At 67.3% G+C, this 23730-nt stretch carries 21 protein-coding genes; 17 read left to right on the top strand and 4 right to left on the bottom strand.

The features are described 5' to 3' along the window. Positions 1-71 precede the first annotated feature (71 nt). From HL666_RS10305 to lpxK, 6 genes are read left to right on the top strand one after another with little or no spacing between them, the layout of a single operon-like run. Complete coding sequence (locus tag HL666_RS10305; RefSeq protein WP_172181263.1) at positions 72-1463, top strand: TldD/PmbA family protein; 1392 nt, start codon at positions 72-74, stop codon at positions 1461-1463. Beyond that, entirely contained in the window at positions 1450-2268 is an 819-nt protein-coding gene (locus HL666_RS10310) for a 3'(2'),5'-bisphosphate nucleotidase CysQ (protein ID WP_172181265.1), read from the top strand. The genes HL666_RS10305 and HL666_RS10310 overlap by 14 nt, the downstream gene beginning before the upstream one ends. A 60-nt stretch (positions 2269-2328) precedes the next feature. After that, positions 2329-2568 (top strand): DUF4170 domain-containing protein, encoded by a 240-nt coding sequence (locus HL666_RS10315; protein WP_008961403.1) that lies wholly within the window; start codon positions 2329-2331, stop codon positions 2566-2568. Between the two features lie 17 nt (positions 2569-2585). Further along, entirely contained in the window at positions 2586-3323 is a 738-nt protein-coding gene (locus HL666_RS10320; protein ID WP_172112470.1) for a lysophospholipid acyltransferase family protein, read from the top strand. Continuing rightward, entirely contained in the window at positions 3316-4623 is a 1308-nt protein-coding gene (locus HL666_RS10325; RefSeq protein WP_172112469.1) for a 3-deoxy-D-manno-octulosonic acid transferase, read from the top strand. Before HL666_RS10320 ends, HL666_RS10325 begins: the two co-directional genes overlap by 8 nt. Further along, complete coding sequence (gene lpxK / locus HL666_RS10330) at positions 4616-5662, top strand: tetraacyldisaccharide 4'-kinase (protein ID WP_172181267.1); 1047 nt, start codon at positions 4616-4618, stop codon at positions 5660-5662. The genes HL666_RS10325 and lpxK overlap by 8 nt, the downstream gene beginning before the upstream one ends. Here the strand turns inward: lpxK and HL666_RS10335 are convergent. Further along, on the bottom strand, positions 5632-5859 hold the full coding sequence (locus tag HL666_RS10335; RefSeq protein WP_172112467.1) for a DUF2093 domain-containing protein: 228 nt from the start codon (positions 5857-5859) through the stop codon (positions 5632-5634). The genes lpxK and HL666_RS10335 overlap by 31 nt on opposite strands. A gap of 183 nt (positions 5860-6042) precedes the next feature. On the opposite strand from HL666_RS10335, the gene HL666_RS10340 reads away from it, so the two are divergent. Next, complete coding sequence (locus HL666_RS10340; protein ID WP_172112466.1) at positions 6043-6873, top strand: dienelactone hydrolase family protein; 831 nt, start codon at positions 6043-6045, stop codon at positions 6871-6873. Positions 6874-6880: 7 nt separating this feature from the next. Here the strand turns inward: HL666_RS10340 and xseA are convergent, their stop codons facing one another. Then, complete coding sequence (gene xseA / locus HL666_RS10345) at positions 6881-8497, bottom strand: exodeoxyribonuclease VII large subunit (RefSeq protein WP_172181269.1); 1617 nt, start codon at positions 8495-8497, stop codon at positions 6881-6883. A gap of 199 nt (positions 8498-8696) precedes the next feature. Between xseA and HL666_RS10350 the strand changes: the two genes are divergently transcribed. The 7 genes from HL666_RS10350 to HL666_RS10380 all read left to right on the top strand — a co-directional run bounded on the left by HL666_RS10350 (position 8697) and on the right by HL666_RS10380 (position 17852). Next, the gene (locus HL666_RS10350; protein WP_172181756.1) at positions 8697-9620 is read left to right on the top strand and encodes an alpha/beta hydrolase; all 924 of its coding nucleotides are present in this window, start codon (positions 8697-8699) and stop codon (positions 9618-9620) included. 13 nt (positions 9621-9633) lie between these two features. Further along, the gene (locus HL666_RS10355; RefSeq protein WP_172181271.1) at positions 9634-10182 is read left to right on the top strand and encodes a hypothetical protein; all 549 of its coding nucleotides are present in this window, start codon (positions 9634-9636) and stop codon (positions 10180-10182) included. A 4-nt stretch (positions 10183-10186) separates the two neighbouring features. Beyond that, positions 10187-10495 (top strand): winged helix-turn-helix domain-containing protein, encoded by a 309-nt coding sequence (locus HL666_RS10360; RefSeq protein ID WP_172181273.1) that lies wholly within the window; start codon positions 10187-10189, stop codon positions 10493-10495. Between the two features lie 77 nt (positions 10496-10572). Continuing rightward, positions 10573-11856 carry a phosphoribosylamine--glycine ligase gene (purD, locus tag HL666_RS10365; protein WP_172181275.1) on the top strand — a complete coding sequence of 428 codons (1284 nt, stop codon included), beginning with the start codon at positions 10573-10575 and terminating at the stop codon, positions 11854-11856. Positions 11857-12030: 174 nt separating this feature from the next. Further along, positions 12031-15261, top strand: coding sequence for an adenylate/guanylate cyclase domain-containing protein (locus tag HL666_RS10370; protein WP_172181277.1), 3231 nt, complete (start codon positions 12031-12033; stop codon positions 15259-15261). Positions 15262-15309: 48 nt separating this feature from the next. Beyond that, positions 15310-15804 (top strand): hypothetical protein, encoded by a 495-nt coding sequence (locus HL666_RS10375; RefSeq protein WP_210261845.1) that lies wholly within the window; start codon positions 15310-15312, stop codon positions 15802-15804. Then, positions 15801-17852 (top strand): cytochrome P450, encoded by a 2052-nt coding sequence (locus HL666_RS10380; RefSeq protein WP_246741512.1) that lies wholly within the window; start codon positions 15801-15803, stop codon positions 17850-17852. The genes HL666_RS10375 and HL666_RS10380 overlap by 4 nt, the downstream gene beginning before the upstream one ends. Here the strand turns inward: HL666_RS10380 and tadA are convergent. After that, positions 17836-18282, bottom strand: coding sequence for a tRNA adenosine(34) deaminase TadA (gene tadA / locus HL666_RS10385; protein ID WP_172112460.1), 447 nt, complete (start codon positions 18280-18282; stop codon positions 17836-17838). The genes HL666_RS10380 and tadA overlap by 17 nt on opposite strands. Before the next feature lie 133 nt (positions 18283-18415). Here tadA and HL666_RS10390 point away from each other — a divergent pair, with 133 nt between their 5' ends. Together HL666_RS10390 and rsmD are read left to right on the top strand one after the other, a co-directional pair. Then, complete coding sequence (locus tag HL666_RS10390) at positions 18416-20533, top strand: pseudouridine synthase (RefSeq protein WP_172181279.1); 2118 nt, start codon at positions 18416-18418, stop codon at positions 20531-20533. A 9-nt stretch (positions 20534-20542) separates the two neighbouring features. Continuing rightward, the gene (gene rsmD, locus HL666_RS10395) at positions 20543-21097 is read left to right on the top strand and encodes a 16S rRNA (guanine(966)-N(2))-methyltransferase RsmD (RefSeq protein WP_172132282.1); all 555 of its coding nucleotides are present in this window, start codon (positions 20543-20545) and stop codon (positions 21095-21097) included. A 223-nt stretch (positions 21098-21320) separates the two neighbouring features. Here rsmD and mutL read toward each other — a convergent pair whose 3' ends face one another. Continuing rightward, positions 21321-23174: a DNA mismatch repair endonuclease MutL gene (mutL, locus tag HL666_RS10400; protein ID WP_172181281.1), complete on the bottom strand. Its 1854-nt coding sequence runs from the start codon at positions 23172-23174 to the stop codon at positions 21321-21323. 168 nt (positions 23175-23342) lie between these two features. Between mutL and HL666_RS10405 the strand changes: the two genes are divergently transcribed. Next, positions 23343-23654: a ribbon-helix-helix domain-containing protein gene (locus HL666_RS10405; protein ID WP_172181283.1), complete on the top strand. Its 312-nt coding sequence runs from the start codon at positions 23343-23345 to the stop codon at positions 23652-23654. Positions 23655-23730: the final 76 nt, after the last annotated feature.

Consider the following 23730-nt stretch of genomic DNA (forward strand, 5'->3'; position numbering starts at 1 on the left):
CGTGAACAGGCCACATTTCGTTTGGATTGAGCCGTCTTCGCCGCCCACCTGACATCGATCGGATTGTGTTCGTGACCTCTTCCCCTTCAGCTGCATCATCGACCTCCGCCCAATCAGATCTGCTCGATCAGTCTGCCCTGAGAACGCTTGCCGAGCGGCTCGTGGAGGCCGCGCGCAAGGCCGGGGCCGATGCCGCCGACGCGATCGCGGTGCGTGGCGTCTCGCAAGGCGTCGAGGTCCGGGACGGTCGCGTGGAGGAATCCGAACGTTCCGAAGGCGACGATGTCGGCCTGCGGGTGCTCGTCGGCAGGCGCCAGGCTGTGGTGTCGACCAACGATGTCAGCGGCGACGGCGTGGCGCGGCTCGCCGAGCGGGCGGTGGCGATGGCGCGCGTGGCGCCCGACGACAAGTTTGTCGGGCTCGCCGATCCCGCGCTGCTGGCGCGCGACATTCCGGAGCTCGATCTGCTCGATCCCAAGATTCCCTCTACTGCGGAGCTGGAGCGGCGTGCGCAGGAGGCCGAGGCCGCCGCGGTCGCGGTCAAGGGCGTCACCAAGTCCGGCGGCGCGTCCGCCTCCGCCGGCATCGGCGGCATGGTGCTGGTCACGAGCGACGGCTTTCACGGCGCCTATCTGCGCTCGAGCCAGAGCATCTCGACCACGGCGATCTCGGGCGAAGGCACCGGGATGGAGCGCGACTACGACTACACGGCCGCGCCGCATGGCGCCGACCTGCTGGCGCCCGAGGCCGTCGGGCGCAGCGCCGGCGAGCGCGCCGTGGCACGCGCCAACCCGCGCAAGGTCGCCACCTGCCAGGTGCCGGTGGTGTTCGATCCCCGCGTCTCCGGCTCGCTGGTCGGCCATCTCGTCGGCGCCATCAACGGCGCGTCGATCGCGCGCAAGACCAGCTTCCTCAAGGACAAGCTCGGCGCGCAGCTGTTCGCCAAGGGCGTCCGCATCATCGACGATCCGCTGCGCCGGCGCGGTCTGCGCTCGCAGCCGTTCGACGCCGAAGGCGTGAAGGTGAAGCAGACGGCGCTGGTCGATGACGGTGTGCTGACGACCTGGCTGTTGGATTCGGGCACCGCCCGCGAGCTCGGCCTGGTGACGACCGGTCATGCGCATCGCGGTGTGTCGTCGTCGCCATCGCCGGGCCCGTTCAATCTGCATCTCGAGGCCGGAGTCGTGACCGCCAAGGAGCTCATCTCCGACATCAAGCAAGGCTTCTACGTCACCGACCTGATCGGCTCCGGCGTCAACGGCGTGACCGGCGATTACAGCCGCGGCGCCTCCGGCTTCTGGATCGAGAATGGCGAGATCGGCTATGCCGTGAGCGAGGTGACGATCGCAGGTCACCTGTTCGAGATCTTCAAGTCGATGACCCCGGCCAGCGATCTGGAATTCCGCTATGGCGTCAATGCGCCGACGGTGCGCATCGAAGGGTTGACGCTTGGCGGACGGTGAGATCGAGACAGCCGGTGAGACCGGCCTGGCGGCAGACGCCGGGCTGCTGAAGCAGGCGGTGCGCGAAGCCGGCGAGCTGGCGCACGCGATGTTCGGCACCGAGCTGCGCAGATGGACCAAGGGGGCTTCGTCCCCCGTTTCGGAAGCCGACATGGCGGTCAATGAGCTGCTCGAGCGCAGACTGCGATCGGCAACACCCGGCTACGGCTGGCTGTCCGAGGAGAGCGCCGACGACCGAGCCCGGCTCGGTCACCGCCGGGTCTGGATCGTCGATCCGATCGACGGCACGCGCTCTTATCTCGGCAGCCGCGACGATTGGTGCGTGAGCGTCGCCTTGGTCGAGGACAATGCTCCGGTTCTGGCCGCGGTCTATGCCCCGGTGACCCAGGAGTTTTTCTTTGCGGAGCAGGGGCAGGGCACCACGCTCAACGATCGATGCGTTCGCGCCAGCCAGGGCACCGCGCTCGATTTCTCCCGCGTTGCCGGTCCTAAGCCGCTGGTCGAAAAATTGGCCCCGGGTTCGACCCGGATTGAGCTCCACCCGCGAATCGGCTCGCTGGCGCTGCGCCTGTGCCGGGTCGCGCATGGCGCTCTCGATGCCGCTTTTGCAGGCGGACAAAGCCGCGATTGGGATCTTGCGGCGGCTCATCTGATCGTGCAGGAAGCGGGAGGTAAAATGACCGCGTTGTCCGGCGAGACGATCCTCTATAATCGTCCGGAAGTGGTGCACGGGGTGCTGGTGGCAGCGGGCCGCGATCGACATGCTGATATCGTCGCGCAGTACCGCAGGTTACCACCGGACTGAATGCCCTCTGGGATTGCACCCTCCACGTCGCCTGCAAGGCGCTGATTAGGAACGGACCCGATGACAGATAGCGCCTCGCAGCAGCTCCTTCACCTCGTGATCGGCGGCGAGCTCGTCAACCTCGACAAGAACGAGTTCAAGGATCTCGACAAGGTGGACATCGTCGGCGTCTACCCCAACTACGCGGCGGCCCACGCCGCCTGGCGAGCCAAGGCGCAGATGACGGTCGACAACGCCCACATGCGCTATTTCATCGTCCACCTGCACCGGCTGCTCGATCCCGGTCAGGATGCGAAGTAAGACGCAAAGCGCGCCACTTGAAACATCTGATCCGCAATACGCTGCGCAGCGGCTGGTTCCAGCGCGCCGTCGGGTTCCTCGCGGCCGAGTACCTGCGGCTGGTGTGGCTCACCAACCGCTTCACCTATGAGCCGGGCGATGTCTACGACATCGTCGAGCCGCAGATGCCGGCGATCTTCGCGTTCTGGCACGGTCAGCATCTGCTGACTCCCTTCATCAAGAACAAGCCGAGCTATCGCGCCAAGGTGCTGATCTCGCGCCATCGCGACGGCGAGTTCAATGCGATCGCGGCCGAGCGCCTCGGCATTGGAACCATCCGCGGCTCCGGCGATCATGGCGGCTCCTTCCACCGGAAAGGCGGGGTGGGGGCGTTCAAGGAGATGGTGCGGGCGCTGGAAGACAACTATAACGTGGCATCGACCGCCGATGTGCCGAAGCGCGCGCGGATTGCGGGTCTCGGCATCATCATGCTCGCGCGTGAGTCAGGACGTCCGATCATGCCCTTCGCAATGGTCACGAGCCGCTTCATCCGCCTGAAGAACTGGGACAGCACCACCATCAATTTGCCATTCGGCCGCGGCGCATTGGTGGGAATCAAGGAAATCAACGTGCCGCGTGATGCCGACGCCGCGATGATGGAAGCGGCGCGTCTCGACCTCGAGGCGACGCTGAACGAATGCATGCGCCGCGCCTATGAGATCGTCGGCCGTCCCGAGGCATGTCCGCCGCCGGTGTCGGGAGCGTCCAGTGGCTAACCCGTTGCCGATGGCCCTGCGCGTCTACCGCGGGTTGTCCTCGGCTGCGGTCCCGCTCGCGCCAGCCTTGATCAGGCAGCGGCTCAAGCATGGCAAGGAGGACCCGGAGCGGACCGACGAGCGGCGTGGCCTCAGCCACGACACCAGGCCGCAAGGACCTCTGGTCTGGATCCATGGCGCCAGCGTCGGCGAGGTGCTGGCGGCGGCAGCCCTGATCGAGCGGCTGCGCGCGCTGAACATCCGCATTCTTCTCACTTCCGGCACGGTGACGTCGGCCGCGATCGTCGCCAAGCGATTTCCGCCCGACGTGATCCACCAATACGTGCCCTATGACACGCCGCGCTTCGTGGAGCGGTTTCTCGATCATTGGCGTCCCTCGCTCGGACTCTTCATCGAGTCCGACCTCTGGCCCAACCTGATCCTGGCTGGCGCCTCCCGGCGGGTTCCGATGGTCGTGATCAACGGGCGCATGTCGCCGAGCTCGTTCGCGCGCTGGCGCCGCATGGCCGGCACGATCTCCGCCCTGCTGGGCCGCTTCGACGTCTGCCTCGCGCAGTCGCAGGCCGATGCCGAGCGGTTTTCAGCGCTCGGCGCGCGCAACGTGGTCGCCACCGGCAATCTCAAGCTCGACGTGCCGGCCCCGCCAGCCGATCCGGCCAAGCTGGACCGGCTCGCTGCGATGACGCGGGGCCGCCCCGTGATCGTTGCGGCGTCGACCCACCCCGGCGAGGACGAGATCCTGATCGCGGCCCACAAGGCCTTGCGTCGATCGCATCCGTCGCTGCTCTCCGTGATCGTGCCGCGTCATCCCCATCGCGGTCCCGGCATCGCCGAGCTCGTCGCCGGCGCGGGCTTGCAGGGCGCCTTGCGCTCGCGGGAAGAGCAGCCGCTCGCCGGAACGGATATCTACGTCGCCGATACGATGGGTGAGCTCGGCCTGTTCTATCGGCTCGCACCTGTCGTCTTCATGGGCGGCTCGCTGGTCGAGCATGGCGGCCAGAATCCGATCGAGGCCGTCAAGCTCGGCGCCGCCATCGTGCATGGGCCGCACGTCTTCAACTTCACGGACGTCTACGAGGCGCTGGACAAGGCGGCCGGAGCGCGGCTCGCGCATGATCCCGACGCGCTGGTGCGGCAGCTCAGGCAGCTGCTTGCCGAGCCCGAGGCCTGCAACGACCTCGTCGCCGCGGGCGCCGGCGTCGTCGATCAGCTCGGCGGTGCGCTGGAGCGGACGATGTCTGCGCTGGAGCCGTATCTGCTGCAGATCAGGCTGGAGATGGGAGCCGCCGGCGATGCGTGAGCCGGCCTTCTGGCATCGGCCCCGATCCTGGCAATCGCGTCTGCTGTCTCCGATCTCGCTGCTCTACGGCGCCGTGGCTGCGCGGCGTATGACGCGGACGGGCATCAACGCCGGCGTGCCCGTGATCTGCGTCGGCAACTACCATGTCGGCGGCGCTGGCAAGACACCGATGGTTTTGGCGCTGACGAGCCTGCTGCGCGAGCTCGGCGAGCATCCGGTCGTGCTGAGCCGCGGCTATGGTGGCCGGCTGCGTGGGCCCGTGCTGGTCGATCCGGCCGCTCATGACGCCGGCGACGTCGGTGACGAGCCGCTGATGATGGCAGCCCGCGTGCCCGTGGTGGTGTCGCGCGATCGCGCCGAAGGCGTCGGGCTGGTCAAGGTGCAGGGCGCCTCAGTCATCCTGATGGACGACGGCTTTCAGAATCCCTCGATCGCCAAGGATCTCGCGCTGATCATGCTCGACGGCGTCCGCGGGCTCGGCAATGGCCGCGTGTTTCCCGGCGGCCCCCTGAGGGCGCCGCTGCCGCCGCAGCTCTCGCGCACCGACGCGCTCGTCGTGATCGGCGAAGGCAACGCAAGCGAGGCCGTTGCTTTACGCGTCGCGGCAGCGGGAAAGCCGGTGTTCAGGGCTCGGCTGCAGCCCGATCCGCAGGTCGTTGCCGCACTGATGGGACGGCCGATCCTGGCCTTTGCCGGCATCGGCGATCCCCAGCGCTTCTTCCGGACCCTGCGTGCCAGCGGGCTCGACATCAAGGCCGAGCAGGCGTTTGCCGATCATCATCCGTTTACGGCGGACGATATCGGGGCCCTCGTCAGGGCCGCGAAGCGCGATGGGCTCAGCCTCGTGACGACGGAGAAGGACCTCGCGCGGCTGGGCGTCAGCGGGGCGGAGCAACGGGAGGATCAACGGGACTTGGCGATCACGGCATTCCCGGTCACGCTGGAGTTCAGCGACCTGCCGGCGCTGCGCGGCTTGATCACGCAGCGGCTTTCCACCGCACGGATGTCTCAGCCACCCGCCTTCAGGGCGCCCGGATAATGCCGCTGCAGCACCGCGCTCGGCAGCGCGTAGGCTTCCTGCAGGTCGACGCTCCAGTATTTCAGTTCGTCGAGCGGGATGCGTGCATCGGTCACGGCGCAGCGCACGTAGCTTCCTGGCGAGATCACGCGGAAATCACCGTCCAGATACTGCACCTGCGCTTCCCCCTGACCCGAGGGACCGAACTTGTTGAGCACGTCCGCAATCTCCAATCCACACGCGCCAACAGGCGCGCGACACCGCCATTTCGGAGCGGTTTCCTAGCATAGATGGGGCCCCCTGTCGCTTCCGCAAACCCACTGATTTGTGATGCTTCGGCGAGATGCTCCGTGCTAGCTAGATTTCATTCTGTCCGCCGCTCGTCTCGCCCGGCTGGTTTGATGCGCTCCCTCGTCGCCGTCGTCGTCTCCCTGCTCTGCGCCACGGCATTCCCGGCCTCTGCCGGGTCGCTGCCGGCACCAATTGCCATCGAGATTCCGTCCGGGGGCTATGTGCTGCATGCGCAGCTCTACAGGCCGAACGGGCAGGGACCGTTCCCGACGGTGATCGCGCTGCATGGGTGCGGTGGCCTGGCCGGGCGCTCCGACCCCGTGCTGCCCCGCTATCGGGACTGGGCCGCGGACCTGGTCAAGGACGGCAAGGCGGTGCTGCTGCCGGACAGCTACGCCTCGCGCGGGCTCGGACCGCAATGCCGCGTCAAAGACCGGCGCATCAGCGGGCGCCGCGAGCGGGTCGCCGATATCGTGATTGCGCAGAAATGGCTGACCCAGCAGTCCTGGGCCATGCCGGACCGCATCAGCCTGGTCGGGTGGGCCAGCGGCGCCAGCGCGCTGCTATGGGCCGTGCGGCCGCAATTGCCGGAGCATGTCTCGCCGGACTTTCGTTCGGCTGTCGCCTTCTATCCGGATTGCCGCGCCTCATCGGGACTCGGCTGGAGCGCACGCGTCCCGACCTTGATCCTGATTGGCGGTCTGGATGACGTCTATTCGCCGCCGGCCTGCCGGCAGATGATCGACGGCGCGCGCGGCCGCAGCGCGCTGACCCGCATCGTCGTCTATCCCGGCGCCTATCACGATTTCGACCGCATCAATCTGCCTTTTCATCAGGTGGCCGGTGCCGATGCGGCCGCGCCGGAGCGTGGCCATGTCGGCTCCGATCCCGAAGCGCGCGCCGATGCGCGGAAGCTGGTGTCCGACTGGTTGGCGCGCTGACACCTCCTCAGAACAGGCTGCCCTGATCGGCGGGATCGGGTGTCCGCTTCGAGCTCGCCGGTTTGCCTTCGCGCGCCGGCTTCGGTGCCGCCGGCGCTGCTGATGACATCGGGCGTTCCGCACCCGCAGTCGCTGCGACGACGCCATCGGCGAACTCGATCGACAGTGCGGCGTTCGGCCCGATGCTCGCCGCCTGGTGCAGCGGGTGACCGGCCTCGTCGCGCACCAGTGCAAAGCCGCGCGCGAGCACGCTGCGATAGGACAACGCGGTCAGCAGCTGGCCGGCGTGGTCGACGCGCGCCGTGAGCCGCGAGATCGACGTCGTCAGCGCGCGGCTGGCACGGTCGGCCAGCCGCTCGGTGCGGTCGCGCTCGCGCGCGATCGCCTGGCGCTTGGCCTGCGCATAGGCGAGGCGCGAGGCCTTGAAGCGGGCGTCGAGGGCGTCGAAGCGTTCGCGCCGGCGGTGCAGCAGGGCTCGTGCCGACAGCGACAGCCGCTCGGAGGACACCACGAGGCGGTGATCGGCCTGCGTGATCTGCCCGTGCAGCACGCGCAAGGTGAGCTTGGCGCTGGCCGCCGCGAACTGGCGGAAATGGACATGCGTGTTGGTCTTGAGCGCGCGCGGCAGGCTTGCGGCCGCCGAGTCCAGCCGCTGTCTCGGGATCGCGAGCAGCTCAGCCGCGCCGGGCAGCGCTCGCGCTGCGGCGCGCAGCTCGTTGCGGCGGCTCTCCTGGCTGCGCTGCCAGCAGACGCCGACGCGGCGCGCCAGACTCGCGACCTCCTGCATCAGCTCGCTGCGGACGGGGACGGCCATTTCTGCAGCAGCCGTCGGCGTCGGCGCGCGCTTGTCGGCCGCGAAGTCGATCAGCGTCACGTCGGTCTCGTGGCCGACCGCCGAGATCAGCGGGATCATGCTCTCGGCCGCGGCGCGGACCACGATCTCCTCGTTGAACGACCAGAGATCCTCCAGCGAGCCGCCGCCGCGCGCGACGATCAGCACGTCGGGGCGGGGAATCGGGCCGTCCTCCGGCAGATCGTTGAAGCCGCGGATAGCGGCTGCGACCTGCTCGGCGGAGCCTTCGCCCTGCACCTTGACAGGCCACACCAGCACGCGGCGGGGAAAGCGGTCCTCGAGCCGGTGCAGGATGTCGCGGATAACCGCGCCGGTCGGCGAGGTGACGACGCCGATCACCTCGGGAAGCCACGGCAGCAGCTGCTTGCGCGCCGGATCGAACAGCCCCTCGGCCCCGAGCTTGCGCTTGCGCTCCTCCATCAGCGCCATCAGCGCGCCGATGCCGGCCGGCTCCAGCGCCTCGATGACGATCTGATACTTCGACGAGTTCGGGTAGGTGGTGAGCTTGCCGGTCGCGATGACCTCGAGCCCCTCCTGGGGCTTGAAGCGCATGCGACCATGCACGCCCTTCCAGATCACCGCCTCGATCTTGGCGCTCTCGTCCTTGAGCGCGAAATAGCAATGGCCCGACGAGTGCGGCCCGCGAAAACCGGTGATCTCGCCGCGCACCCGGACGTGGCCGAACTGGTCCTCGACCGTGCGTTTCAGCGCGGAGGACAGCTCGGAGACGGTGAATTCGGGCGCGTTGGGCAGGGCTTCCGCAGGCGGCATCGCTGGCTGATTCGGTTGGGGGAGCAGCCGCCAAGGTAGGGGCTTTCCGCGCTCACCGCCAATCGAGCGGTTGCCTTTTCGATAACTCTGTTATATAGAGTACTCTAACAAATCGAGAGTTGGGGGAGCGGAAGCGATGTGGAGAGGCGTCAAGATCGTGCGTCGGCTCCTCGGCTGGGGGCTTGGTCTGGCCGGGGCGATGGCTTTGGTTCTGGCCGCGATGATCGGCACGCCTCTGGTGCATCCGCCCGAGCTGAAGTCGATCTCGGAGACCGTCGCCCGGGTCGACCGCAGCACCATGCCGGCCTTGCAGCGCTTCAGCGCCCGCGACGGCACCGAGCTGGCCTATCGCCATTACCCGGCAAGGGCGACAGCGGTGGGCAAGATCGCGATCCTGGTGCACGGCTCCTCCGGCTCCAGCGTGGCCGTGCATGCCCTGGCCGACGGATTGGCGGGGCGGGGCGTCGAGACCTTCGCGCCCGACATTCGCGGCCATGGCGGCTCCGGCACCCGCGGCGACATCGGCTATTCCGGCCAGCTCGAGGATGATCTCGCGGATCTCGTCGCGGAGGTTCGGAAGTCGGTGCCGGCGCAGCCGATCGTGCTGCTCGGGCATTCGGCGGGCGGTGGCTTCGCGTTGCGTGCGGCCGGCGCGCCGATCCAGGATCTGTTCGCACGCACCGTGCTGCTCGCGCCCTATCTCGGCTACGATGCGCCGACCAATCGGGACAATTCCGGCGGCTGGGCCAGCCCCGACATTCCGCGCATTCTCGCTTTGGCATTTCTGAGCCGCGTCGGTCTGCCGTGCTGCGAGGCGCTGCCCGCGCTGGCCTTTGCGGTCAGGCCGAACGCGGAAAAATACGTCGCCTCGACCTACAGCTACCGCCTGCTGCGCAATTTCGCGACCGCCGGCTACAAGGCCGATCTCAGCGCCGCGAAGCACCCGGTGAGCGTGATCGCCGGCGCTGCCGACGAACTGATGCTGGCCGACAAATATGCCGACGCCGTGCATGCGGTCGCGCCCGCGGTTGACGTCAAGCTGATCGCCGGCGTCAATCACATGGAGATCGTGTCGGCGCCGCAGGCCGTCAGTGCGATCGCTGAGGATGTGGCCACGCGCTAGAGGTTCAATCCGCATGATCGACAGCCTGGAAGCGGCGCGTGCGCTGAGCGAGATCGAGGACGTCACCCGGCGCGTGCGCCAGTCGCAGATCTACAGGCTCGCCAGCCTGCTGATGATCCTGTGGGGCGCTTTGGTCTTTGCCGGCAATCTCGTCACCTATCTGACGCCGTTCTATGCCGAGAAGGCCTGGCTCTCGGTGTACGTGCTGGGAATCGGCGGATCGGTTCTGCTGGGTGCGCTGGAGAAGGCCCGCTCCGGCGTGCGCAGCTTCGATCTGCGCGCGCTGCTCGCCTTCGTCATGTTCTTTGCGTTCGGCTTCTTCGTCGAGACCATTGGCCATTTCGGACCGCGGGAGATGGGCGCGTTCTGGCCGGTCTATTTCATGCTGTTCTACGGCCTCGCCGGCCTGTGGTTCGGCATCGCATTCACGATGTTCGGGCTGTGCGTCACCGCGCTGACCCTGATCGGCTACCTCTATGTCGGCGTCGCGTTTCCGCTGTGGATGGCTGTCGTGAACGGCGTCGGGCTGATCCTCGGCGGGCTCTGGATGCGGCGGAGCTGACGCGTTGGCCGAGCTCGACGAGATCATCCATCAGCCGCTGCGGCTCAAGATCATGGCCGCCCTGAATGCGCTGCCTGCCGGCACGGGCCTCGAATTCGTCCGGCTGAAGAAGCTGACGGGGGCGACCGACGGCAATCTCGGTGCTCATATCGAGACGCTGGCCCGCGCCGGCTACGTCACCGTGGACAAGGCCTTCGTCGGCAAGAAGCCGCAGACCACGGTGGTGCTGGCCGCTTCCGGCAGGGCCGCCTTTGCCCGCCATGTGGCGGGCTTGCAGGAAATCATCGCCGGAGCCGCCGCAAAGCCGCCCTAGCCATGATTTGACTCTGTTGCGAGGGCCGGGCAATTGGGGCCTCCAAATTGGCCCACCCCTCTGCGACGGCATCGACCATGAACATTCTCCTCATTGGCTCCGGCGGCCGCGAGCACGCTCTCGCCTGGAAGATGGCCGGTTCCCCACTGCTCACCAAGCTGTGGTGCGCCCCGGGCAATGCGGGAATCGCCAAGGAGGCCGAGTGCGTCGCGCTCGACGTGTCCAATCATGCGGCGGTCATCGAGTTCTGCAAGGCGAACAAGGTGGATCTCGTGGTGGTCGGGCCGGAGACGCCGCTGGCCGCCGGCATCGTCGACGATGTCAGCGCCGCCGGCATCAAGATCTTCGGGCCGAGCAGGCTCGCGGCGCAGCTCGAAGGCTCCAAGGGCTTCACCAAGGATCTCTGCGCCGAATATGGCATTCCGACCGGCGCCTATAGCCGCTTCGACAACGCCCCGGAGGCGCTGGCCTATGTCCGCGAGCACGGCGCGCCGATCGTCGTGAAGGCCGACGGCCTGGCGGCGGGCAAGGGCGTCGTCGTCGCCAAGACGCTGGCCGAGGCCGAGGACGCTGTCAGGATGATGTTCGACGGCGGCTTCGGCGTCGCGGGCGCCGAAGTGGTGGTCGAGGAGTATCTCGAGGGCCGCGAGGTCTCGTTCTTTGCGCTCTGCGACGGCGAGACTGCGATTCCACTGGCCTCGGCGCAGGATCACAAGCGGGTCTTCGATCACGACCAGGGGCCGAACACCGGCGGCATGGGCGCCTATTCGCCGACGCCGTTCGTCACGCAGGAGATTCATGACCAGATCATGACCCGGATCATCCTGCCGACCATCGATGGCATGAATGCGCGCGGCACGCCGTTCAGGGGCATTCTCTATGCCGGCCTGATGCTGACGGCGCAGGGACCGAAGCTGTTCGAATACAATGTCCGCTTCGGCGATCCGGAATGCCAGGTGCTCATGCTGCGCATGATGTCCGATCTGGTGCCGGCGATGCTGGCCGCCTGCGACGGGCAGTTGAAGAATTTTGACCTGCGCTGGTTCCCCGACGCCGCCGTCACCGTTGTCATGGCGGCGAAGGGCTATCCAGGCGACTATGAGAAAGGCAGCGTCATCGAGGGTCTGGACGAGGCCGCGCGAATCGACGGCGTGGAGATATTCCATGCTGGCACCGTGGCGAAGGACGGTGCGATTCTTGCCAATGGCGGTCGTGTGCTGAACATTTGCGCCTCCGGAAAGACCGTCACCGAAGCACAGGAGCGCGCCTACCAGGCGGTCGACCGCATCCGCTGGGCCGATGGTTTTTGTCGCCGCGATATCGCCTGGCAGGCGCTGGAGCAACAGCGGGGCCAGGGCTGAAAGGCGGCATTAGGGGCACGCGGTGAGAGTTGCCAATGTCGATCCGGTCTCGGCGTCATCTCTCGACCATCTTGGGCCCATCCTTCAGGCTATGTTTCCCGCGAAAATTGTGGCAGTTCCATAGTCCCCCTGTTGTGATGGGATGAGTCAGTTCCGCTGGGGAACGGAGTGGCCATGGAATGCGCGCGATGCGGGAAGCAGAATTTGCCAGGGAGAGCCGCGTGCGAACTCTGCGGCGAGCCGCTCGGCCTCAAATGTGAGGCGTGCAGTCAGACGAACAGCCCGTCGAATCGCTTCTGCGGCCAGTGCGGCTCACCGCTGCCGGGCCGGCTGGCTCCACCCGACCAGGCCGCGCAACGCGTCCTCAGGACGCTGAGCAGCAAGGGCGGTGAACGCAAGCGCCTCACCATCCTGTTTGCGGACATTCGCGATTCGACCCAGCTGATCGACAGCCTGGGCGATCCCGAACTGGCCATGCAGCAGCTCGACCCGGTGCTCAACCTCATGAAGGAGGCGGTTCACCGTTACGACGGCGTCGTCAACAAGACCCAGGGCGACGGCGTCATGGCGCTGTTCGGGGCCCCGGTGCCGCATGAGGATCATGCGGTCCGCGGCTGTCTCGGTGCCCTGGCGATGCAGGATTCGATCGCGCGCCTCGCCGACCCGCGGCTGCAGGTCCGCGTCGGGCTGCACACCGGCGAGGTGATCGTCCAGGTCGTCGAAAACAGCATGTACCAGACCTATGATGCCGCCGGCGCCAACGTCCATCTGGCCAACCGTCTCGAGCACATGGCCGAGCCGGGCACCATCCTGATCAGCAAGGAGACCTACGCGGGCGCCAGGCAATTCGTGGAAGCCGAGCCGCTCGGCACCCACACGGTGCGCGGAATAGCCTCTCCGGTCTCGATCTACAAACTGATCGGCCGCCTCAACGCGCCGGCCAGCGATGTCTTCCGCAGCGGGCAGCGCCTGCTGCCGCTCATCGGCCGCAATGCCCAGCTCGACGTCCTCGAACGCGAGCTCGACAACGTGCTGGCGGCGCGCGGCTCCGTCGTCGGGATCGTCGGCGAGGCTGGCATCGGCAAGAGCCGTCTGTGCTTCGAGTTCGCGGAGCAGTGCCGCCGTCAGGGCATTCGTGTCTACGAGGCGCGCGTGCTCGCACACGGCCGCGCCACGCCGTTCCAGCCCGTGCTCGAGCTGCTGCGCGATTTCTTCGGTATCAGGCCGAAGGAGGCAGTCGAAGTGTCGCGACAGCGCGTCGTCGAGAAGCTGGAAGCGATCGGCGTTCCTGATACGGCGCTGGTCATGCTGCTCGACTTCATGAGTCTGGCGGACCCGACGCGGCCGGCGCTGCGCCTCGATCCCGGCGTGTTCAGGACGCGCCTGTTGAACGTGTTCAAGACCCTGTTTCGCTCGGCGCCTGCCGACAGCGCCATGGTGATCCTGATCGAGGATCTGCATTGGATCGACGAGGCGAGCGAGGAGTTCGTCGAGGCGCTGGCCGAGGCGACGATCGGCACCAAGACGCTGCTGGTTGTCAACTACAGGCCGGGCTTTGCGTCGGCGTTCATGCAGCGGGCGCCGTTCCACGAGCTGCACATCGTTCCGCTCGCCTCTCCGGAAGCGCGCGAACTGCTGCGCGGCGTATTCGGCGACGATCCGTCGCTGGAGGTTCTGGCCGGCGACATCGTCGAGCGCGCCCAGGGCAATCCGTTCTTCCTCGAGGAGCTTGCCAGCGCCGTTTCCGAGAGCGGCGGCTTCGAGGGCGAGCGCGGCGCCTACCGCCTGAAGGGCGGCATCAGCCCGATTCCTCTGCCTCCCACGGTGCATGCCGTCGTCGCGGCGCGCATCGATCGCCTCGGCGAGGCGGCCAAGAGTGTGCTGGAGACGGCCGCGGTGATCGGCCGCTCGGTAGCACTGGCGGTGCTCAAGCCGGTGATGGGCTTGGGCGACGCTGAGCTTTTCGATGCGCTCGCGCAGCTGCGGCAGGCCGATCTCCTCTACGATTTGCCTCCGTTCGACATGGGCGTGCTCGCCTTCCGCCACCCGCTGATCCAGGAGGTGGCCTATGCGATGCAGCTGCGTTCGCGGCTGAGCAACGTGCATGTCGCGGTGGCCAAGGCGATCGAGGCGCTCGATTGGGGCAGTCAGGACGAGTTCGCAGCTCTGATCGCCTCGCATTACGAGTTTGCCGGACAGACCATGCAGGCTGTCGAGCATCTGCAGCGTGCCGCGCGCTGGATCGGGCGCACCAACACTGCCGAGGCGCTGCGGCTGTGGAAGAAGATTCGCGCCATGCTCCAGGCGTTGCCGCAATCGGAGCACGTCGACCGCCTGCGTGCTCTGGCCAGCGCACAGATCCTCAACTTCGGTTGGCGCGAGGGCATTTCCGCCGAGGAGGTCAAGCCATTCGCAGAGGAGGCGCTGCGCTATGCGCGTTCCTCGGACAAGATGCATGAGCCGTTGGTGATCGGCGCCTACGGCCGGGTGCTGGCGTCGACAGGAGCCGCCGATGATTACGTCAACCTGATGCAGAATGCCGTCAAGCTGACCTCAGAGGAAGGCGACGTCGGCCGCTACGCCACCGTCAATGCCATGCTGGCGCAAGCCTATTTGTTGTCGGGGCGGGTTCGGGAGGCACTTGCGGCGGCCGAGACGGCTCAGGAGGCCATCACACAGCAAAGCGGCTTCGACAGCGATGTGACCCTGGGCCTTAACCCCAATCAGATCATGGGCTTCGACGTCGGATATTGGATTCGATGCCTCAAGGCCCGGATCCTGTTTCAACTCGGGCGACTTGAAGAGCTCGAAATTCATCTTTCTGAACTGCTGGAGGCTCCTGCCGAACAGCTCGCTCCCGTCGTGCGCTTCATTCCCCACTTTGCCGCCATCGAGTTCGCCAGATCTGGCGGCCGGGCCGAGGATGCCGCGGTGCATTCCGCCGAGTTGCATCAGATCGCCGAGACATCGGGAATACCCTATCTTCGGGTGCAGGCATTGGCGGGGGCCGGTATCGCTCGGGCCGCGGCCGGCGACGTGACACACGCGGCCTATGATTTTCGCGAGGCCATCGAGTATTCGAGGCGAGCCAAGGCTGGCTTGGAGTTCGAAGCCCGCATGTTGGGCTATCTGGCTGAGGCATTGTACCGCGCGGGAGATATGCAGGCCGCATTCGATGTTTCGAGCGAAGCGATCAGCGTTTCCCGGCGCCGGACTGATCGCGTCGGCGAGCTTCATGCCGTGTTGCTTCGCTGTCTGATCCGCGCGTCGGACTCTGATTTGCGGAATGATGCCGAGGCATTCCAATCGCTTCTCGACGCCGAGCGCTTGCTGGAGGTCTCCGGCGCCGAGATCTACAAACCCATGTTGATAGAGTGCCGATCATACCTTGAAGGTACTAGATGACCCGTGCAGTATGACCACTTTCCATGAATCATTTTGGGAGGCGGGCACATGGGGATGATGATCAAGGACAGTACGACCCTCGATATTCTCGTACAGTTGAATAGGCGTTTCGAAGCCGAAGCTTTGCACGAAATGGTCGAACTGCAACGTGAGTTCGGCGTCTTCTCGCTTCAACATGGTTTGCAGCAATCATTCGCACTACTTGGGATCGTGCCGCAGGATTGGACGGAGCGTCGCCGCTGGTATCGGTTCCTGGAACACCTCCGGACATATCCGTCGGATCTCACCGGAGTGAATGGTCACGACCGCGTCATCAGGGCGTTCAAGGACGACTTGGAATGCGAGAAGCCCTTGCCGGTTTCGATCGTCTGCCACTCGGCCGCTCAGGATCCGAGAGTGACGGTCGCGCATGGCCGCCCGGTGGTGTTCTCGCTCGAAACCCATGTGATCGTTTCGATTCCGACCACGCCGGGCCGGGAGGCGCGTCAGAATCTGGCTGAGGAAGCGCGCAATCGGCGCGTCCAGAAGCGCGGCAAGAAATGAAGGGGGCCGCGGGCAGCGGCATCGAGCCTGATCAACCCTTGCTCGAGGCCATCTGCTCCGATGTCGATGCCTACTACAGCGCCTGCGTCGCGCGTCATGGCGCGACGCCGCGTGGCGTCGACTGGTCGTGCGAGGCGACGCAGGGCCTGCGCTTCGTGCAGTTGATGAAGCTGTGCGATGCGTCGGCGCCGTTCAGCCTCAACGATATCGGCTGCGGCTACGGCGCGCTGGTGCCGTTCCTGGCCGCGCGCTTTGCATCCTGTGAGATCGATTATCTCGGCATCGATCTGTCCCATGCGATGATCAGCCGGGCGCGGCGGCGCTTTGCCGGTCCGTTGCGACGTTTCTCCGTCGCCGCCGAGAGCCCGCGCGTCGCCGATTATTCGGTTGCCTCGGGCATCATGAACGTCAATGTCGGCTATTCGCGCGCGGCCTGGGAAAGCTACGTCAGGGCGATGTTGCAGCGGATGTTCGCGACCAGCCGACGCGGCTTTGCGGTCAATTTCCTCCAGGCCGCCGCCCACGAGACGTTGGAAGGCGATCCGATCGACACGCGCTTGTATCGCACCACGCCGGACGATTGGGCAGCCTATTGCGAGCAGGCATTTGCGGCCGATGTCGAGCTCATCGGCAACTATGGCATGAAGGAGTTCACGCTCCTCGTGCGCCGTGCGTCTGACGCCGCCGCGGTCGGCGGCGACCCCATTCCCCGGACATCTGTCGCCCGGTCGTTCCCCTCGCAAACCGCCCGGCACGGCGCGTCGGTCGAGCGTGCCGTCGACGTGCTGATCTCCTCGCGCGGCCACGCCAGCCCGGCGCGACTGGAGCGCGCCTGCGCGGTGCTCCGCCAGCACGCACCGCTGCATTGGGTCGAACGTCCGGGCGTGCGCCCGTTCTGGGCCGTCACGCGCTACGCGGATATCGTTGCGATGGAGACGCGCAGCGGAGAATTCGCCGCCGGCCCGCGGACCTATCTCGCCAGCGAGGCCTCCGAGGCGGTGCTGCAGCGGGTGACCGGCAAGCCGCAACTCGTGCGCAGCCTGACCGAGATGGATCCACCCGATCACGGCGTCTACCGGGCGATCATTCAAGGCGCCTTTGCGCCGCCGGCCTTGCGCGAGATGGAGGTCTGGCTGTCGCAATGGGCTGCCGAGATCGTCGATCGCATGGCTGCGCGCGGTGGGCGAAGCGATTTCGCCGCCGACGTGGCGATGCCGTTCACCTTCCGCGTCATCGGCCGCATGCTCGGGACGCCCGAAGCCGATGACATACGGCTGGCACGGCTCGCCCAAGCCTTCGTCGGGGCCGAGGATTCGCAGCGGCGTCTTGCGGAAACACCCGGTGATACGATGCGCATGGCGATGCTGGCGCTGCGCGACTATTTCGAGGCCCTCGTCGCCGATCGCCGCGCCCATCCACGCGACGATCTCGCCACTTTGATCGCCAATGCCATGCCGCATGGCGAGGCGATGCCGCATTATGAGCTGATCTCCTACTTCATCCTGCTGGTCACCGCGGGCCACGACACCACGGCGCTCGCGCTCGCCGGCGGCCTGGAGGCGCTGCTGGCCGAGCCCGAGCAGATGGCGCGACTGCGCGGCCAGCCTGAGCTGCTCGATGCAGCCATCGAGGAGATGCTGCGCTGGACCACGCCGGTGCGGCACTTCATGCGGACGGCGCTCTGCGACACCGAAGTCGGGGGACGGCCCATTCGCGCCGGTGACGCATTGGCGCTGTTCTTCCATTCCGCCAATCGCGACGAAGCGGTGTTCGCGGACGCGGGCGCGTTCCGGATCGATCGCAGCCCGAACCCGCACATCGCCTTCGGCCGCGGTCCGCACATCTGCATGGGGCTGCAGCTGGCGCGGATGCAGATGCGGGCGTTGTTCGCCGAGCTGCTCCGGCAGACGGAGCGGATCGAGCTGGCCGGGCGCGTTCGCCGCGTGCAGTCGCAATTCATGAGCGGCGTGAGCACGCTGCCGGTCCGGATCGTCTTCCGAGGCTCGCACAACGCGGCGGCTGAGTCGGGCCTCAGCGCCTCGCCTTGAAGAACGCCTTCAGCATGGTCGCGGCCTGCTGCTCGCCGACCGCCGAATAGACCTCCGGCGCGTGATGGCAGGTGGGCGACGCGAAGAAGCGCACGCCGGACTCGACTGCGCCGCCCTTGGGATCGGCGGCTCCATAATACAGCCGGCGGATGCGGGCGAAGGAGATGGCGCCGGCGCACATCGTGCAGGGCTCAAGCGTCACATACAGGTCGCAATCGACCAGCCGCTCGCTGCCGATCGCCTGCGCGGCCTGCCGCAGTGCCAGGATTTCGGCATGGGCGGTCGGATCCCGGTCGGTCAGGGTGCGATTGGCGGCGGTGGCAATGACGGCGTTGTCGCGGACCACGACGCAGCCGATCGGCACCTCGCCGGAAATTGCGGCCGATTCGGCCGCTTTCAGGGCCAAATCCATGAAAGAAGGGCTGTTCATGGCTCGTCATACCCGCCCAAGTCTGCTACTGCATCGCCCTTCAGCAAAACCGGACCCCGATTTCCCGCGTGACATGCGCTGCTCGAGAAGCGCGCGTATCACCCCGCGTCCTGCACCTCGAAGTGAGACCTTCATGCCCCGCGATACCGACAAAGACAATGATTCCCGCGGTCGCCGCGGTGGCGCCCCGCGGGGGCGGTCCGAGGGCGGCAAGGGACGCTCGGGCGCCGTGCGCGGGCCGGAGAAGAAGTTCGCCAAGCGCGGCTTCGGCGACAAGGAAGGCGGCGGCAAGAGCTTTGCTAAGCGCGACGGCGGCAAGCGCTCGTTCGACGAGGGCCGCGCGCCGCGCCGGCGTGACGAGAGCGATGCGCCGCGAAAATCCTATGGCGACAAGCCGCGCTTCAACCGCGACGAGCGTCCGCGCGGCGACCGGCCGTATGCGGCACGTTCCGGCGAGGGCGAGAAGCGCGCCTTCAAGCCGCGCGGCGATCGGCCGAAATTCGATCGCGACGAGCGCGGCGGCGAGAAGCGCCCCTACACGCCGCGCGCCGGTCGCGACGAGGCTCGTCCGGCTGGGCGGTCGTCCGAGCGCAAGTTCGGTGAGCGCAAGCCCTACGCTCCGCGGGAACGCGATGGTGACAAGCGGCCCTATACGCCACGCGGCGAGGGCGCGCGTGATCGCGGCGACCGGCCGCGGACCGAGCGCAGCTTCGGCGACCGGACATCGCGCAGCGGCGATCGGCCGGAGCGGAAGTTCAGCGGAGAGCGCAAGTTTTCTCGCGGCGCCGAAGGCGATCGAGGCGATCGCAAATTCGGTGCCGGTGCGCGCGGGCCGCGCAAGGAGTTCGGCGACCGTCCGTCGCGCGGCGAGACCAAGCCGTGGCAGAAGCGCAGCGCCGATGGAGATCGTCCGGAGCGTGCCGCGCGTCCGCCGCGCGAAGGCGGCCGGAGCTTCGATCGCCCGCGCAGCAGCGAGGATCGTCCGAGATTCGACAAGCCCAAATTCGACAGGCCCAAGTTCGATCGTCCGCGCGGCGATGACGACCGTGGCTTCGACCGGCCGCGTCGCCGTCCCGAAGGGCGCACCGCTTGGCAGGAGCACCCGCGCAGCGAACGTCGGGGAGGCGACAGCTTCTCCGAGCGCCCGCGCCGCGACAATGAGGACGACAGCAAGGTCTTCGCCAAGCGTCCGGCCTTTGGCGGCCGGGGCGCCTATCGCGAGCGCAAGCCGGAGACGGACAAGCGCAGTGCCCGCACCAGCGTCGCCACCGAGCCGGCCAAGCCGAAGAAGCCGGGCGAGCGCATCGCCAAGGTGCTGGCGCGTGCCGGCCTCGCCTCGCGGCGCGATGCCGAGGAGATGGTGACGCAGGGCCGCGTCAGCGTGAACGGCCGCGTCATCAACTCGCCCGCTCTCGACGTCACCGAAAACGATGAGATCAAGGTCGACGGCGCGCCGTTGCCGGAGCGCGAGCGCACGCGGCTGTTCCTCTACCACAAGCCGCGCGGGCTGATGACGACGCACAGCGACCCCGAGGGGCGCCCGACCGTGTTCGACAATCTGCCCGAAGGCCTGCCGCGGCTGATTTCGATCGGCCGGCTCGACTTCAACACCGAGGGCCTGTTGCTGCTCACCAATGACGGCGGCTTGGCGCGCGTGCTCGAATTGCCGGATACCGGCTGGACGCGGCGCTACCGCGTCCGCGCCCATGGCGAGATTACGCAAGGACAGCTCGATCAGCTTGCCGCAGGCGTCGAGGTCGATGGCGTGAAATACGGCCCGATCGAAGCCACGCTGGAGCGCGACCAGGGCGCCAATGTCTGGCTGGTCGTTGCGATCCGTGAAGGGAAGAACCGCGAGGTGCGCAACGTGCTGGCGCATCTGGGCCTCGAGGTGAACCGGCTGATCCGCGTCTCCTACGGTCCGTTCCAGCTGCTGGAGCTGCCCGAGGGCGAGGTGCAGGAGGTCAAGACGCGGGTGCTGCGCGAGCAGCTCGGCGAGAAGGTCATCGCGCAATCCGGCGCCGATCTCGGCCCGGCCGGCAAGGGCAATCGCGAGCCGCTGCCGGACCCGAAGCCCAAGCCGAAGCGCGAGGTCGTGGCCGACCGCAAGGGCCGCCGCGTGCTGGTTCAGCGCACCGGCAGCGAGGAGGCCCGCGAGCGCCACGAGGCGGAAGCCCGCTTTCCCGGTCCGCCGCGGCGGCCGAAGCGCGGCTATCACGGCAAGCGCGATATCACGCCGCAGGACGAGTAGGGTGGTGCGATGCGTGTCGTCGGTGGACGGCTGAAGGGCCGCAACATCGCTTCGCCCGCCTCGCGCGACATCCGGCCCACCCAGGACCGGCTGCGCGAGGCGCTGTTCAACATCCTCGTGCACGCCTACGACAACCCGGTTGAGGGCGCGCGCGTGCTCGATTTGTTCGCCGGCACCGGCGCGCTCGGCATCGAGGCGACCTCGCGCGGCGCGGCGTTCACCTTGTTCATCGACAGCGGCGCCGAGGCACGGGCGCTGTTGCGCAACAATGTCGAGGCGCTCGGCCTCGGCGGTGTCACCAAGGTCTATCGCCGCGATGCCACCAATCTCGGCCCGGCCCATCCGGTCGAGCCGTTCGCGCTGGTGTTTCTCGACCCGCCCTATGGCAAGGGCCTGGCGGAGAAGGCGCTGGACTCCTTGCGCGATGGCGGCTGGCTGGTGCCGGCGGCGCTGCTGGTGGTCGAGGAGTCCAAGGCCGCCGCGTTCAAGGCGCCGGATGGGTTCGAAGAGCTCGAGCGGCGCGCTTACGACGACACTGAGTTCGTGTTCCTGCGCCGTTCGTGATCCAAACTCGGTGTCGCCCCTGCGAACGCAGGGGCCCATAACCCCAGAATGGCGTTGGGACGCACGCTGCTCGCCACGTCGTTCTTTTTCCTCACGGCTGCTGCGGCGTATGGGTCCCGGGTCGGCGCCTTCGCGGCGCTTTGCGCCGCTGCGGCTTGCCCGGGACGACAGCGAGTTCGTAGTTGCCGTCGTGGCACTCCTCGTAGATCGCCTGGTCGTCTTCCTATCTCCTCCCGAACAGCTTCTCGACATCGGCCAGCTTCAGCTCGACATAGGTCGGGCGGCCGTGGTTGCACTGGCCGGAGTTCGGCGTGTCCTCCATCTCGCGCAGCAGTGCGTTCATCTCCTCCGGCTTGAGGCGGCGGCCGGCGCGGACGGAGCCGTGGCAGGCCATGGTGGCGGCGACGTGCATCAGCCGGCGCTCCAGCGGCAGCGCCTCGCCCCATTCCTCCATGTGCTCGGCAAGGTCGCGCAGCAGCGCCGAGGCATTGATCTTGCCGAGCAGCGACGGCGTCTCGCGCACCGCGATGGCTCCCGGGCCGAACGACTCGATCGCCAGGCCGAACGAGGCGAGCTCATCGGTTCGCGTCAGCAGCGCCTCGACCGTGGCTTCGTCGAGCTCGACGATGTCGGGAATCAGCAGGATCTGCCGCTGCACGCCATGCGCTGCGAGCGAGGCCTTGAGCCGCTCATAGACGATGCGCTCATGCGCAGCATGCTGGTCGACGATGACGAGGCCGTCGCGGGTCTGCGCCACGATGTAGGTATCGTGGATCTGCGTGCGCGCGGCGCCGAGCGGACGGTCGAGCAGATCGGGCGCTGCCGGCTGCTCGTGCAGCCGGACGTCGGCGCGGGGCGTGCCGACGTCGAACGCCGCTTGAGAGGATTCCGCCAGTCCGAAGGATTCGAGATCAGGTGAGGCGGCAGCCGCGGGGAAGGAGCCGCCGAAATGCGGCATCACCGGTGCCGACGGCGAGCGCTGCCAGTCCCAATTCATCGGTCCCGGGTTGGGCCGCGGCGGCGCGAAGGCGGGGCGGAAGGCGGCGATTGTCGCGCCGCCGTCATTGGCCGCGGTACGTCGCCCCTCCCGCGCGAGGCCTTCCTTCAGCGCGTGGATGATCAGCGCGCGCACCAGGCCGGCATTGCGGAAGCGCACCTCGGTCTTGGCGGGATGAACGTTGGCATCGACCTCGCGCGGATCGAGCGTGACGAACAGCGCCACGACCGGGTGGCGGTCGCGCGGCAGATAGTCGGCATAGGCCGCGCGCACCGCGCCGAGGATCAGCTTGTCGCGCACCGGGCGGCCATTGACGAACAGGTATTGGCCGAGCGCATTCGCGCGCGTCAGCGCCGGCGCCGCGGCGAAGCCTTCCACCACGACATGCTCACGCTCGCTGCGCACGCCGATCGCATGGCTGCGGAAGTCGGCGCCGAGAATGTCGCCGAGCCGCGTCAATTGTCCCGGTGCGCCCGGCAGCGCGGCGGCCCAGGTCACCGGCGCGCGCTCCTCGCCGGCGATGGTGAAGGCGATGTCGGGCCGCGCCATCGCCAGCCGCCGCACCACCTCGCGGATCGCCTCGGCCTCGGTGCGGTCGGTCTTGAGAAACTTCAGCCGTGCCGGCGTCGCGTGAAACAAGTCGGTGACCTCGACGCGGGTGCCCTGGTTGAGCGCCGCCGGCACGATGTCGGACTTGTCGCCGCAATCGACAGTGATCGCCCAGGCGTGCGGCTCGCTCTTGTGCCGCGTCGTGATCGACAGCCGCGCCACGGAGCCGATCGAGGGCAGCGCCTCGCCGCGGAATCCGAGCGTGCGGATCTGCAAGAGGTCCTCGTCGTCGAGCTTCGACGTCGCGTGGCGCTCGATCGCGAGCGCCAGATCGGCCGCGGTCATGCCGCCGCCATCGTCCGATATCGCGATCTTCCGCCGGCCGCCGCCGTCGGTGAAGACGTCGATGCGGCTGGCGCCGGCGTCGATCGCGTTCTCGACCAGTTCCTTGACCACGCTCGCAGGCCGCTCGACCACTTCGCCGGCGGCGATGCGGTTGATGATCTGCTCGGGAAGCTGGCGGACGGGCATGAAACGACTGGCTTGGATTTTGAAGGCACACGGCACGCTGCCGCTCGCGGTGAGAATAGCGTTTTTTATGCAGTGCGGCAGGCGAAAGCCACGTTCTCCAACGGGATTGTGAGGCGGGCGGGGGCGGTATATCGTTTCGCGAAAATCACAATGTGCCGGAGGAAGCCCATGTGCCGTCTGTTCGCACACCAGCCTCAGCGCGATTATGAGTCGCAGACCCGCTCGCTGCGGATCGGCGGCCATAGCACGTCGATCCGGCTCGAACTGGCGTTCTGGGACACGCTCGAGGAGATCGCCGCCAAGGAAGGCATGAGCCTCGCCAAGTTCGTGACGACGCTGTACGCCGAGGTGCTCGACCATCACGGCGAGGTGAAGAATTTCGCGTCGCTGCTGCGCTGCTCCTGTTTGATCTACCGGTCGAAGGCGAGCGCGGCGATGCCGGAGTTCGCCGCGGCCGCGATCATGGACGCGGCCGAATAGCCCCGCGACTGCTCTCTCGTCTCCCTCCCCCGCAAGCGGGGGAGGCGCTGACCGTCGTCGCGGCGACAGGGATGCC

This window comes from Bradyrhizobium aeschynomenes (assembly GCF_013178945.1).
GTDB classification, from domain to species: domain Bacteria; phylum Pseudomonadota; class Alphaproteobacteria; order Rhizobiales; family Xanthobacteraceae; genus Bradyrhizobium; species Bradyrhizobium aeschynomenes.